The sequence below is a fragment of the Pseudomonas sp. PNPG3 genome (genome assembly GCF_023093815.1).
Lineage (GTDB): Bacteria > Pseudomonadota > Gammaproteobacteria > Pseudomonadales > Pseudomonadaceae > Aquipseudomonas > Aquipseudomonas asiatica.
Genome location: NZ_JALLKV010000004.1, coordinates 92,717 through 105,419, shown reverse-complemented (window position 1 = coordinate 105,419; position 12,703 = coordinate 92,717). Strand labels below are relative to the sequence as shown.

The 12,703-nt window shown below is 55.5% G+C and carries 11 protein-coding genes; 10 read left to right on the top strand and 1 reads right to left on the bottom strand.

The features are described 5' to 3' along the window. Nucleotides 1-406 precede the first annotated feature (406 nt). From MJ643_RS04905 to MJ643_RS04895, 3 genes are all read left to right on the top strand, one after another. A complete protein-coding gene (locus MJ643_RS04905; protein ID WP_247726671.1) occupies nucleotides 407-1,402 on the top strand; it encodes a fumarylacetoacetate hydrolase family protein in 996 nt (331 codons plus the stop codon). Nucleotides 1,403-1,459: 57 nt separating this feature from the next. Then, nucleotides 1,460-2,449: a zinc-dependent alcohol dehydrogenase family protein gene (locus tag MJ643_RS04900; protein ID WP_247726670.1), complete on the top strand. Its 990-nt coding sequence runs from the start codon at nucleotides 1,460-1,462 to the stop codon at nucleotides 2,447-2,449. Between the two features lie 821 nt (nucleotides 2,450-3,270). Next, nucleotides 3,271-5,001 carry a methyl-accepting chemotaxis protein gene (locus tag MJ643_RS04895; protein WP_247726669.1) on the top strand — a complete coding sequence of 577 codons (1,731 nt, stop codon included), beginning with the start codon at nucleotides 3,271-3,273 and terminating at the stop codon, nucleotides 4,999-5,001. A 209-nt stretch (nucleotides 5,002-5,210) separates the two neighbouring features. On the opposite strand, the gene MJ643_RS04890 is transcribed toward MJ643_RS04895, so the two are convergent. Continuing rightward, nucleotides 5,211-5,834 carry a hypothetical protein gene (locus MJ643_RS04890; RefSeq protein WP_247726668.1) on the bottom strand — a complete coding sequence of 208 codons (624 nt, stop codon included), beginning with the start codon at nucleotides 5,832-5,834 and terminating at the stop codon, nucleotides 5,211-5,213. A 398-nt stretch (nucleotides 5,835-6,232) separates the two neighbouring features. On the opposite strand from MJ643_RS04890, the gene MJ643_RS04885 reads away from it, so the two are divergent. The 7 genes from MJ643_RS04885 (at nucleotide 6,233) to dmpE (ending at nucleotide 12,695) form a co-directional block, all read left to right on the top strand. Beyond that, the gene (locus tag MJ643_RS04885) at nucleotides 6,233-7,621 is read left to right on the top strand and encodes an SRPBCC family protein (RefSeq protein WP_247726667.1); all 1,389 of its coding nucleotides are present in this window, start codon (nucleotides 6,233-6,235) and stop codon (nucleotides 7,619-7,621) included. A gap of 87 nt (nucleotides 7,622-7,708) precedes the next feature. Then, a complete protein-coding gene (locus MJ643_RS04880; protein WP_172441222.1) occupies nucleotides 7,709-8,269 on the top strand; it encodes a 3-phenylpropionate/cinnamic acid dioxygenase subunit beta in 561 nt (186 codons plus the stop codon). Between the two features lie 129 nt (nucleotides 8,270-8,398). Next, the gene (locus MJ643_RS04875) at nucleotides 8,399-8,728 is read left to right on the top strand and encodes a bifunctional 3-phenylpropionate/cinnamic acid dioxygenase ferredoxin subunit (protein ID WP_172441221.1); all 330 of its coding nucleotides are present in this window, start codon (nucleotides 8,399-8,401) and stop codon (nucleotides 8,726-8,728) included. Then, nucleotides 8,725-9,954 carry an FAD-dependent oxidoreductase gene (locus tag MJ643_RS04870; RefSeq protein WP_247726666.1) on the top strand — a complete coding sequence of 410 codons (1,230 nt, stop codon included), beginning with the start codon at nucleotides 8,725-8,727 and terminating at the stop codon, nucleotides 9,952-9,954. The genes MJ643_RS04875 and MJ643_RS04870 overlap by 4 nt, the downstream gene beginning before the upstream one ends. Nucleotides 9,955-10,010: 56 nt before the next feature. Further along, the gene (gene bphB, locus MJ643_RS04865; protein WP_247726665.1) at nucleotides 10,011-10,841 is read left to right on the top strand and encodes a cis-2,3-dihydrobiphenyl-2,3-diol dehydrogenase; all 831 of its coding nucleotides are present in this window, start codon (nucleotides 10,011-10,013) and stop codon (nucleotides 10,839-10,841) included. 10 nt (nucleotides 10,842-10,851) lie between these two features. Beyond that, nucleotides 10,852-11,790, top strand: coding sequence for a VOC family protein (locus MJ643_RS04860; protein ID WP_247726664.1), 939 nt, complete (start codon nucleotides 10,852-10,854; stop codon nucleotides 11,788-11,790). A gap of 122 nt (nucleotides 11,791-11,912) precedes the next feature. Next, on the top strand, nucleotides 11,913-12,695 hold the full coding sequence (gene dmpE, locus MJ643_RS04855) for a 2-oxopent-4-enoate hydratase (protein ID WP_247726707.1): 783 nt from the start codon (nucleotides 11,913-11,915) through the stop codon (nucleotides 12,693-12,695). Nucleotides 12,696-12,703 lie beyond the last annotated feature (8 nt).

Genomic DNA, 12,703 nt, shown 5'->3' with positions numbered 1-12,703 from the left:
CCGCGCTTTTTTACTTAGGATTTCCAGCCAGAAATCCCTCTTCCATTTGTCCGAGCGGCCGGCCCTCTTCCTTTTCTGGAACTACGTGCAACGCGAGACGCCGTCGTTGGAGGAGCAGGCGCTGCGCTACCAATCCCCGGAAGACCACGGTCCCAGAGCCCGGTGTTTATCGGCCACCTTCGATGAACTGCAGGCGGTGCGCCAGCCTGGAGCTGTAGGGCAAGCGTGAAGCCGAACTGAAGCAGCATTCCAGCAGGCCATGGGCGATGTCAGCCGAGTGCTGTTAGCCAACGACACGGTGTCCTATCTGGCTCTGCGGCGAGACGGCTTGTCCCGGAGATCCGGGGCATACGGGCGAAGCACTTCTGACATAAATTGCGGAAGTCCAAAATCAAAAGGAGCGATCATGATACTTGCAACTCTCCGAGAGGGTGGCCCCGACGGCACTCTCATCGTTGTCAATCGGGCAAGGACTAAAGCCGTCCGTGCCGAAGGAATTGCGATCACGCTCCAGGCAGCCTTGGATACGTGGGTCACGGCCGAGCCACAGCTGCTTGCGCTTGCCGAAGACCTCGAGCGCGACGACTGCCCCGACGTGTTTGCGCTTGATCTGTCGAAGCTGGCGGCACCATTGCCGCGGGGTTTCGCCTTCTATGACGCGGCCTGCTATCCGGAGCACATTTCGATTATCCGCAAGGCACGAGGTGCCACCCTGCCGGCCGATTTCCTTGAACAGCCGATGATGTACCAAGCCGTCGCAAGCCCGATACTCAGTTGGTGCGATCCCATCAAGGTCGCCGACGACGTGGGCTACGGAGTTGACCTAGAGGCGGAAATCGTCGTCATCACTGGGGAGGTGCCGAGCGGCACCAAGGCCAACGAAGCCGCTGGGCACATCAAGCTGCTGGGCTTGCTGAACGATGTTTCGCTGCGCAACATCGTGGCTCCCGAACTGGCTCGCGGTTTCGGCTTTCTCCACAGCAAATCGGATAAGGCCATGGGGCCCTTCGTCGTCACACCGGATGAGCTCGGCAATCTTTGGAACGGGAGCATGTTCACCGGAGGGCGATATCTCATCGGGATCCGCGGGGAGCGCTTGGGCGAGTTGGACCCGGGCAAGGATGTCGTATTCAACTACTGCGACCTCATCCAGCACGCCGCAAAGACCCGCATCCTCGTGCCGGGCACGATGATCGGCGCAGGCACGCTTGCGAACAAGGACGGGAAAACGGGAAGCGGATGCATCGCCGAGCAGCGCGCCCGCGAGCAACTTACGCGAGGCGAGATGTGCACCGGGTACCTGCGCTATGGGGATGAGCTTTACCTGGAGATGTTCGATCTGGAAGGCCGGTCGATCTTCGGTCCCATCCGACAGAAGCTTGCGCCACTGGATAAGTCATAAAGCAGCGCTGAGCGAAATGTAAACAAGCTATCTCTGAACAAATTATCGAGGCCACACATGTCTAAGGTTGTAGTTTTTAACCAGACTGGCGGAGCAGAGGTATTAGACTTTCAGGATATTCAGGTACCTGCACCTGCGGCAAATGAAGTGCAGATCCGCGTAAGAGCGATCGGCATCAACCGCGCCGAAATCATGTACCGTCGTGGGCAATATATTTATCCGCCCGTTTTTCCGGCGCGTTTGGGCTATGAGGCTTCCGGTGTAGTGGAAGCCGTGGGGGAGGATATCCACGAGTTCGCGCCAGGTGACAGCGTTAGCGTCATCCCAGCGTTCAGCTTTCATGACTATGGCATGTACGGCAAAGTGGTCAACGCGCCAGGTCATGCGGTCGTAAAACATCCAGAGAGTCTGAGCTTTGAAGAAGCCGCAGCCTGCTGGATGATGTATATAACCGCTTTTGGCGCGTTGGTGGAATATGCCGACATCAAGCCCGGCGATAATGTACTAATCAATGCAGCTTCCGGCTGTGTCGGGCAGGCGGCAATCCAGATTGCCAACTGGCGTGGTGCCAAGCCCATTGCCATGACCCGTACCAGTGAAAAACGCGATTTGCTGTTGAAACTGGGGGCTGCAGCGGTGATTGCCAGTCAGGAGCAGGACCTGGTGGCAGAGATCGAACGTATTACCAACGGTGCCGGCGTCCGCGTGGTCTTTGATCCCGTGGGGGGGCCAGGGGTGGGGAAAATCGCCCAGGCGATGTCACCCAGAGGAATATTCTTCCAGTACGGTTTGCTGGATATCCGCGACCTGACGATTCCGCTATCCGCGATACTCGGTCGCCGCCTGACTTTCCGTGGTTATGACATTTTCGAAATCACTGCCGACTGCGAAAAACTGGCACGGGCCAAACAGTTCCTTACTGAAGGGCTGAAATCAGGCCAGCTCAAGCCGCCGATCGACAAAGTCTTTCCATTCGCCGAAATCGCAAAGGCACATGAGTACATGGAAGCCTGTGGACATGTCGGTAAAATCGTTGTCACCGTCTAACTCCGGTGGGGCGCGCCCCTGTGCTGCATTCGTCCTAGCCAAGAGCGCATCAGGCGTAACCGTCCGAGCAACCCGTAGTTCTCCACCGCCGCTGAATCATCGATCCTTGCGGCCCCGAACTCACTTTAGATTTATGTACTTCTGTCGTGGCGATGCAGCATTCGTCAATCGTGGTGGGGGTAAGCCGTGGCTATCGGAGACGCTTTTCTATCCGCTGGAGCGGATCCGGCATACCTGCGGGAAATCTTGGCGGAACTGACCGGGAACAGCATGGATGCGGTTGCAGTCGCCCGCCCTGCAACTGGCGGACGATATATGGGCAAGCTGGAAAACCTGAATGTGCCAGCTTTCGTATCTCCAGATGCTGCCTGGCAGGGTAGGACGTCGGCACGATAATTTTTCTCGTCGGCTCGCCAGCCCTCCGATCCTGCCGTCTCTCGAGCAGTCGGGTATGCCTCGAAGGTCACGCCCATTGGTGACGACAGGGTATACGCCGACCGCCCGGCCGCGGTACTGATGCAACTCGGGGCTGGGGAGTGGGCGGGTCGATATTAAGGTCGTCGAGGTACGGCGCACTGGACCGGGCACGACGATGTCTGCCGTGCGTTGGGCTGGTGGTGGCATGGTGGTGGTGGCAGGGGGCCCATACATATGGAAGTTTTGCTGCGTCCCGTTTGCGACGCCCCGGATGATGTGTGGTTGGTGGCCTTGAGCCCTCCATAGCTATGGTTCCGCGCAGCGGAGCGGACGCCACTTCGAGGACGCGCTGTTCTTCAACAAACGGAGCCGATTGGTGCGCTGAGCATAGGAAGAAAATAAGAATGAAGTTCAGATCCCGCGTTCCTGGAATTGATGCGCTGTCCGTCCGATCGCGATTGTGCGCGTTGATCCTACTTTCGATCCTCGGCCTGTCCGTGCTGGGGGGGCTGGGCGCGGTTGGTATGCATCGGGTGACCGAGGCCATGCGATCGGTCAGCCGGGTCAATGTTCCGGCGATGCAGCATCTTTCTGCGCTACGCACCGCGCGTCTCGAAACAATCCTCGTCGTGCAGGAGGGGGCGGCCTGGGACGTCGCCGAATTGGAGGAGACCATTCCGGACGAGCAGGAGCGGCTCGACGAGGGGCGCGGGGTGTTCGTCGGCATTTTCGAGCGCTTCAAGGAGGCCCGCGGCCGGGCGCTGGCCGCCGAGGCGCTTTATGCTTCCTTGCCGGTCGGAGAGCTCCAGCGTACTAAGTGGCGGGAGATGCATGCCGACTGGGAGCGCTTCAAGAAGGAAGAGGAAGGCTTCTTGGAACTTGCTCGCGCTTTAGGTGAGGCGCCATCGTGGCAAACATTCCGTGCGCGCCTCGGTGCCTTCCATGCACTGGCCGATCGGTGGGCCAATTACTACGGCACGCTGGATAGCCGGCTTGTCGAGCTTACTGGGGTGAGCGTGGATGATGCCCGCGGTGCACAAACCGAAGTCGACGCGGCTGCCGCGCTCGGCACTCGTGTGGGCCCGCTGTCGGCGGCCGTTTGCGCCGTGGTGCTGGTGCTGCTCGGCCTGTTGATCGCCCGGAGCGTGATAGTCCCTCTCAACCACATGCGCAATACGATCCGGGTCATCGCCGAACGTAACGATCTGACCCTCCGCGCGGCGGTGCGCGGCCAGGATGAACTGGCCGAGACGGCGAGCGCGCTCGACCTGATGTTGGGCAGTGTGCAGACATCGATCGCTGAGGTGCGTAGCGCCGCAAGCGCCATCGACGAGGCCTCGGCGCGCGCTGCCGACATGGCTGGGCGGGTGGCCGGCGCGTCCGAGCGGCTCAAGTGCACGGCAGACGACATGACACGCTCCGTCGCCGCCATGGTGGATGGCATCCGTAACGGCACCGCGCGCAGCGGCGAGGCACTTGACAGTGCGGCCGACGCGCGCGGCAGCGCGCGCGAGGGGGCGGACGCGATACGCCGTTCGGTGTCCGAAATGGAAGCGCTGTCAGCTCGCGTTCAGGAGACCGGCGCATGCGTGGCGGCGCTCGAACGTGAATCGGCCAGCATCTCGGGCATCGTCACGGTCATCAAGCAGATGGCGAAGCAGACCAACCTGCTGGCGCTCAACGCGGCCATCGAAGCGGCCCGCGCGGGCGAGCAGGGCAGAGGCTTCGCCGTCGTCGCCGACGAGGTGCGCATGCTGGCGGAGAATACCAGCACGTCCGCGGAGGAGATCGGTGACAAGCTGGTCGCCATGGCGGGTTCATGCCAGATCGCAGCACGCAGCATGGACGAGGTGGTCGCCCATATGGCATCGGGGCGCGAGCGTTCGAGCGCCGCGGCCTCGCACATGGCCAGCATCCAGCGCGAGGTCGAACGGACCGCAGGCATGATCAGCGGGGTGGCCGACGACATCGGTCGCCAGAATGCGGCGACCGCGGATATCTCATCGTTGCTGCAGGCGCTGGACGAGACGAGCCGCGCCAACGCCGAAGCGGGCACCCTTAGTACGGAGATGTCGGCGCAACTACGCGGCCATGCGGGCCAGCTGCGCGACGCGCTGGCCAGGTTCAAGGTCTGAAGGACTCCGCAGCATTATGGACGGGCCGGCCTCCAAAGGGGGCGGTTTTTCACTGCCGGTGTAGATGTCACCCACGCCCCAGGCCGAGCAACTCGGTGTCAGGCTGCGCGAGATTATCCGTTCTCCACCTTCGCGGTGATTGCCTACCGGGGGTTCTTGAGAGTCGACGTTTTTCCGAGAGTTTGCGTTCCGTACAGCAGAACGTGCGGTCACGTTTTCTTCATCCCATTTTCAATAGTGCTTCCGGTTGTTGCCGGGTGGTCTGGACTTTGATGAGCGCTGGCCTCGGGCGGCGCTGGATCCGCAAGCAACTCGGTCGCGCGACTGTTGAGCAGCGCACCGGCCTGGAAATAGCCCATCACCGTGCCGACGCTGCGGTACTCGGTCATCGCCATCACCTCACCGAGGGGCACGCTCTTGCGGCCGGCCTCAGTGGCGAAACCCGAGCGCAGGCTGTGCGCCTCGCGCAGCAGGGTCTTTAGCGTCGGCACCTCGGTCGGACTCGGCCAACCTTTAAGTGCATGCCACTTGGCGAGCACCGCCAGGCGGTGGCGCACGGTGTTGTAGCTCAGCGGCCCCGGCTGGGCCTTGACCCGCACGGCGACCAGGGCCGCGTCGAGCGCCGGCGGTAACAGATGGGGCCAGCCGTCACCCTCCGGTCGGGCCAGGTGATCAAGGATGAATTGCACGGCGACCGCCTCGGGCACTGCGCCCGCGTCGAGATCACGGCCGTAGCGCAGTTGCGCCCAGGCCGACCAGTAGGCGAGGGCGCGCAGGGTATTGGCCGCCGTGCCGGCGGCCTGGGCGCTGGCCTCGAAGCGGTCGGCCGGCAACGGGGCTACAGAACTGCATGCTATCGAATGTCCGGGGTTGTCTTCATGGCTCCAGTCTCTCAGGAGTTGGCGCTTCCGAGAGTCGGGGCGGTTCGGCTCAAAAAAAAGGATACATTCAATAAAAAAGTGGATATAGGCGCGCGCGTAACAAGACTAGAGTCAGCCTACATGAAGAGAAATCCGAAAGCATTCTGAGGGCATAGGTAAGTTCATAGAGGTCTCATATGAATTCTCGATTTCCTATGACGCTTAATTTAAATAAAAGGGATTTTGATGAGCTGTGGCAAGGTTATGGATAATGTTGGGTCTGAATGGTTTTTGAGTATAAAGTTTTATTGCCTGAATTAAAGAAGTAGTGCGGTAGATCTTTATAAAAATAAGTAGTCGGAGGTATGGTTATGCAATCAAAAGTCAAAAAAACGGATGCAGCAGTCACGCCGATCAAATGGGTGAATAATTGGTCCGATGAAGAAATTAAAGGGCTGATTGATCAGAACGTGGGGTTGATCGACCCTCGTATATACTCTGACCAAAGCCTTTATGAAATTGAACTTGAGCGGGTTTTCGCGCGCTCTTGGTTGCTGCTAGGGCATGAAGGACATATCCCTAAACCGGGAGATTATCTCACTACCTACATGGGAGAAGATCCTGTCATTGTGGTCAGGCAGAAAAATGGCAAGATCAAAGTATTTCTGAACCAGTGCCGCCATCGCGGCATGCGCATTGAGCGTTCCGACTTTGGCAACGCCAAGTCCTTTACCTGTACCTATCACGGCTGGGCTTACGATATTGCAGGTAACCTAGTCAACGTTCCATTCGAAAAGGAAGCGTTCTGCGACAAAAAGGAGGGAGATTGCGGGTTCGATAAGGCCGACTGGGGCCCTTTGCAAGCACGGGTCGATACCTATAAAGGGCTGATTTTTGCCAACTGGGACGAGGAAGCCCCTGATCTCCTGACTTACCTCAGCGATGCGACCCCTTACATGGATGTCATGCTCGATCGCACCGAAGCGGGGACCGAAGTTATAGGTGGCATGCAAAAAAGTGTGATCCCTTGCAATTGGAAGTTTGCTGCTGAGCAGTTCTGCTCCGATATGTATCATGCGGGCACAATGTCCCACTTGGCCGGCGTTCTATCAAGCCTTCCGCCGGAGGTTGATCTTTCTCAAGTTCAGCTGCCGACCAGCGGTAACCAATTCAGAGCCAAATGGGGCGGCCACGGCACCGGTTGGTTTAACGACGATTTCAGCATGCTGCAAGCGATTATGGGGCCGGAGGTCGTGAAGTACTGGACCGAGGGGCCTGCAGCGGAGCGCGCCAATGCCCGTTTGGGAGGGAAGCTTCCCGCGAACCGGATGGTGGCCCAGCATATGACCATCTTCCCGACCTGCTCCTTCCTTCCCGGCATCAATACCGTTCGTACATGGCACCCTCGTGGACCGGGCGAAGTTGAGGTGTGGTCCTTCGTTGTGGTTGATGCTGATGCTCCTGATGAGATCAAAGAGGAGTTCCGCAGGAAAAATATCTTCACCTTTAATTCTGGTGGCACTTTCGAACAGGATGATGGTGAGAACTGGGTCGAGGTTCAAAATGTTTTGCGGGGCCATATGGCCAGGAGTACACCATTCTGCGCGCAAATGGGGGCCAATATTGCGGGACGCAATAACCCCGATTTCCCCGGAAAAACAGGTTACGTTTATAACGAAGAGGCGGCGCGTGGTTTCTATCATCAATGGTCTCGCATGATGTCAGAGCCGAGTTGGGAAACGCTGAAGCCGGAATCTTGATAAAGCATGCGCAGGCGTATTTTTTAATATGCGCTAATTGAAATGAATAGTGCGCAAGATTCATATAAGAAAAGGTAGGTGATTAATATGCCAAGTCCTGAGTTGAGCAGGTCCTTTGAATGGCCGGAGAAGCCTGTAGATCTTCAGCTGCAACATGCGGTAGAGCAGTTTTACTATCGCGAAGCACAGTTGCTAGATACGCAGGAATATGAAACCTGGCTTACGCTGTTGTCCGAAGACATCCATTATTGGATGCCGTTGCGCACTACTCATACAACGCGGAGCCGGAAGCTTGAATATAGCGGGCCTCATGATAATGCGCACTTTGATGATGATTATGAGTCAATTCGAGCCCGCGTGCGAGGAAGGGTATCAGGGCTGAACTGGACCGAAGATCCCCCTTCGCGCAGTCGTCACATGATCAACAATGTGATTGTTCGAGAAGTGGATGCAAACGGTGTGCTTGAGGTCGGTTCCGCTTTTCTTTGCTACCGAAACAGGCAGGAGCGGATGATGGACATCTTTGTCGGAGAGCGTCGCGATATTCTGCGGCCGGCGGACAACGGCTTTGGCTACGTGATTTCCAAGCGCACAATCCTATTGGATCAGAGCACCATACTGTCAAATAATATCAGTCTGTTCTTCTAACATTCTAATGTTCTTTGGGTATTGCATTTTTTAGTTACTGTATTCCCCTCCGCATTGTGGAGGGGGTGCAGGTCTTGCCAGGAATGGCTCAGAGCGTTTGTTCGTATTCGTAAGATAGTGGGTGGTCTTATGGCATATATAAAGGTTTGCAGTGTTTCTGATGTGCCAGAGGGAGATGCACTACAGATAGACGTGGATGACTCAACGATTGCGCTTTTCAATGTCGATGGTGAATTCTTTGCGACGCAAGATAAGTGTACCCATGGCGATTGGTCGCTGTCGGAAGGTGGTTATCTCGACGGTGACGTTGTGGAGTGCTCATTGCATCGAGCCAAGTTCTGCGTGAGAACTGGCAAGGTAAAAGCGGCACCTGCCTGCAAGCCGTTAATGATTTATCCGGTAAAGCTGGAAGGAGGTGATGTATACATCGACTCCTCAGCAGGAACGATAGCATCATGATCAACTCTATCATTATTGTTGGCATCGGGCTGGCCGGGGTGAGCGCAGCTCGCGCGTTGCGAGATGAGGGCTATGAAGGCACCATTCATATGATCGGCGCCGAACCAGACCTGGCTTATGATCGTACGGTTTTGTCCAAGAAGTTATTAACCGGCGAGTTGGATCGATCACCTGAAATACTGTGTGCCACTTGGTATGAAACGGCGAATATCGACCTGATCGTGGGTACCCGCGTCTCCAGTATAGATATATCAAGGCACCGAGTTCACCTCGAGTCCGGTGAAAGCCTTACATACGATAAGTTGATACTGGCCACTGGTGCAGATGCGCGAGCCATGTCGGTATCCGGCAGCGATCTTAATGGCATACATAGACTGCGCGGCAACGCAGATGCCGTTGAATTCCAGAAGGCGCTGAAGCCGGATCAGGCGCTCGTGATCGTCGGTGGCGGGTTGATCGGATGTGAAGTGGCCACGACCGCCAGTAGTCTGGGTGCGAACGTCACCATTCTCGAATCCGGCGATGAGCTCCTGGTGCGTATTCTGGGTTATCAAGTAGGTGCCTGGTGCCGTAAAGAACTGGAACGATTGGGCGTAAAAGTCGAATTGAATACCATGGTTTCCGGCTTTGACGGCGACAGTTCCGTCAATGCAGTGGTTTGTGCGGATGGTCGTACGTTCAAAACAGACACCGTGTTGATCAGTATCGGTGCAGAGCCCGCCGATAGCCTCGCGCGCGAGGCAGGTATTGCCTGCGATCGGGGAGTCATCGTCGATGCCTGTGGTATGAGCTCGTCCCCGGATGTTTACGCTGTCGGCGACGTTGCATCCTGGCCGCTACGGTGCGGTGCACATAGATCGTTGGAAACTTTCTTGAATAGCCAGGCTCAGGCTGTGATCGCCGCATCGTCGATATTGGGTAAAGGTGTGCCGACGCCACAGATTTCGACCTCTTGGACCGAGATTGCGGGGCACCGGATACAGATGATTGGTGATATTACAGGTCGTGGGGAGTTGATCACCCGCGGAACCGTTGACGGCAAAGTTTCCTTCACCCTTTTTCGTATCGTGAATCAGGTTATCGAGGCCGCTATTTCCGTAAATGCCACCAAAGACTTTGTGGCGGCATCCCGTTTGGTGGAGTCACGGATGCCGGTCCAAACCAAAGTCCTGCAAGACAGCAGCTTCAAACTAGGTGATCTGCTTAAAGCAAAATCGGTAGCTTAGCAATACGAAGCAAGAGTTTTATGTTCTTTCTTTTAGAGAATAAGAAGTGGTGGCATATGAAGTTGTTAGGTGAAGTAGCATTGATTACAGGTGGTGCCTCCGGTCTGGGGCGCGCAATCGTTGACCGCTTTATTGCTGAGGGTGCTAACGTTGCGGTGCTCGATAAGTCCGAAGCCTGTATCCGTAAACTTGAATCCGAACATGGTAATAGGGTGGTCGGTGTCGTTGGTGATGTACGCTCGCTCGACGATCAAAAAACAGCCGCCAGCCGCTGTATCGATCAATTCGGAAAAATCGATACGCTAATCCCGAATGCCGGAATATGGGATTATAATACACCACTTATCGATCTGCCCGATGACCGGCTTGATTTAGTCTTTGATGAAATTTTTCAGATTAATGTCAAGGGCTATATTCACGCAGTAAAGGCCTGTTTACCGGCCTTAGCAAAAAGCCGCGGCAGTATTATCTGCACGGCTTCTAATGCGGGTTTCTATCCAAATGGCGGAGGGGTCCTCTATACGGCCTCTAAACACGCGATTATTGGTATCGTACGAGAACTTGCCTTCGAGCTCGCTCCCTATATACGTGTCAATGGCGTGGCGCCAGGAGGGGCACTGACAGACTTGAGAGGACCATGTCAATTAGGGATGGGCGAAAGATCCATATCCGACATCCCTCTTGCAGAGGTGCTGGAGGGTATGTTGCCTGTCGGTCGTATGCCCGAGGTTGAAGAATATACGGGTGCCTATGTCTTTTTTGCCACCCGCAGCGACTCCTTCCCGGCTACAGGCGCTGTCTTGAATTACGACGGCGGTCTGGGCGTCCGCGGAATTTTCTCCACGTCCGGTGGAAATGATCTATTAACTAAGCTGAATATTAGCTGAGGACATTTTTATGCTTATAAAAAGTTTGGGCTATATGGGTTTTTCTGTCAGCAATGTATCGGCGTGGCGCTCGTTTCTCACTAAAAAGGTGGGGCTGATGGAAGTTTTTGCTTCCGATAACCTCTGCCGTTACCGGATGGACTCGCGCAGTTGGCGTATATCGGTCGAAAAAGGAAGCGCCGATGATCTGGCGTATGCAGGCTATGAAGTGGCCAATGCAAAATCTTTGCAGGCACTGAAGCAATTGTTGGAAGAGCAAGGAGTCGATGTTACCACTGGAAGTAAAGAGCACCTAGAGCAGCGCGGGGTCATGGACCTGATCTCTATTCAGGACCCTTTTGGCATGACCTTGGAATTTTACTATGGCGCCACTGATTTGTTTCAATCTCCATTCATATCCCCCACTGGCGTCTCCGGGTTCAAGACTGGCGAGCAAGGTATGGGTCATTACTTCTATGCCGTTCCCGATATCGGGAAGGGCTTGAAGTTCTATACCGAAATTCTTGGCTTCGAGATTTCTGACGTCATCGATATCACCATCGCTCCTAATATGACAGTGCGAGGGTATTTCCTGCATTGCAACGGTCGCCATCACACCTTGGCGATTGCGGAGGCCCCGTTTCCCAAGCGCATTCATCACTTCCTCGTACAGGCATTGACCATTGACGATGTAGGTCATGCTTATGACCGATTGGATGCCGTAGACAAAACACTGGATTCGAATCTGAGTGCGATGCCAGAAGATGGTGTCGCTGAGTCGAGCGTGATTACGGCCTCCTTGGGCAGGCATGTCAACGACCACATGGTTTCGTTCTACGCGGCAACCCCGTCAGGCTTCGAGATGGAGTTCGGCTGGGGCGCAAGAGATCTCGACGACGACTCCTGGGTGGTTACACGGCACAATCGAACAGCGATGTGGGGCCATAAGTCGATGCGTACTGGTAAGTAGAAGTCTGGACTTTTTCGTAATAAATAAGCCGATTCAACTCCCTGCTTAATATGGTGGGAATGAATTGTGAAGGGCTTTGACCAGAGCAAATATAATAATTGCTCAAGGGGTATGCTTTGAAAATGTCACCAGCTCTTATCGAAAGCCTCGGCGATGAGCTTTATGCGGCCTATATGGAGTGCTCGACGATAGCGCCCCTCACGAGTCGCTTTGATAATATCCTCATTGAGGATTCTTATCATATCCAGCAGCGCTTTGTCTCCAGAAGATTGGAGGCTGGAGAGCGTGTGGTCGGGAAAAAGATAGGCGTGACAAGTCCGGCGGTGATGCAGTTGCTGTCGGTCGATCAGCCTGATTTTGGACAGATGCTGGATGGCATGATCGTTAATAGCGGATCTGCGATAAGTCTGAAAAAGCTAATTCAACCCAAGATTGAAGGAGAAATTGCGTTTCTTCTGAAAAAAGAAATCAAGGGGCCTGGGGTAAGTGCCGCAGACGTCATATCCGCCACCGAAGGGGTGATGGCCTGCTTTGAAATCGTCGACTCACGCATCACCGATTGGAAGATTAAAATTCAGGACACGGTCGCAGATAACGCATCGTGTGGAGCATTTGTACTAGGAGAGCAACTGGTTTCACCACGTCATATCGACTTACGTACTTGTGGAATGGTTCTCGAAAAAAATGGTGAAACCGTAGTAACCGGTGCCGGTGCTGCAACGATGAATTCACCTGTAAATGCTGTCGTCTGGCTGGCGAATACATTAGGCAAGTTGGGGATTCCGTTAAAGGCGGGAGAGATAATCTTGTCTGGGTCTCTCGGGTCGATGGTGCCGGTTGAAAAAGGTGATCACCTACACGTTACGATTGGTGGTATTGGCAGCGCATCGGTTAGTTTCGTCTGACTGTTTAT

Bases quoted from the DNA above. Each gene is read 5' to 3' on its own strand.
- MJ643_RS04905 (WP_247726671.1), top strand. From the start codon at position 407: ATGATACTTGCAACTCTCCGAGAGGGTGGCCCCGACGGCACTCTCATC.
- MJ643_RS04900 (WP_247726670.1), top strand. From the start codon at position 1,460: ATGTCTAAGGTTGTAGTTTTTAACCAGACTGGCGGAGCAGAGGTATTA.
- MJ643_RS04895 (WP_247726669.1), top strand. From the start codon at position 3,271: ATGAAGTTCAGATCCCGCGTTCCTGGAATTGATGCGCTGTCCGTCCGA.
- MJ643_RS04885 (WP_247726667.1), top strand. From the start codon at position 6,233: ATGCAATCAAAAGTCAAAAAAACGGATGCAGCAGTCACGCCGATCAAA.
- MJ643_RS04880 (WP_172441222.1), top strand. From the start codon at position 7,709: ATGCCAAGTCCTGAGTTGAGCAGGTCCTTTGAATGGCCGGAGAAGCCT.
- MJ643_RS04875 (WP_172441221.1), top strand. From the start codon at position 8,399: ATGGCATATATAAAGGTTTGCAGTGTTTCTGATGTGCCAGAGGGAGAT.
- MJ643_RS04870 (WP_247726666.1), top strand. From the start codon at position 8,725: ATGATCAACTCTATCATTATTGTTGGCATCGGGCTGGCCGGGGTGAGC.
- bphB (WP_247726665.1), top strand. From the start codon at position 10,011: ATGAAGTTGTTAGGTGAAGTAGCATTGATTACAGGTGGTGCCTCCGGT.
- MJ643_RS04860 (WP_247726664.1), top strand. From the start codon at position 10,852: ATGCTTATAAAAAGTTTGGGCTATATGGGTTTTTCTGTCAGCAATGTA.
- dmpE (WP_247726707.1), top strand. From the start codon at position 11,913: ATGTCACCAGCTCTTATCGAAAGCCTCGGCGATGAGCTTTATGCGGCC.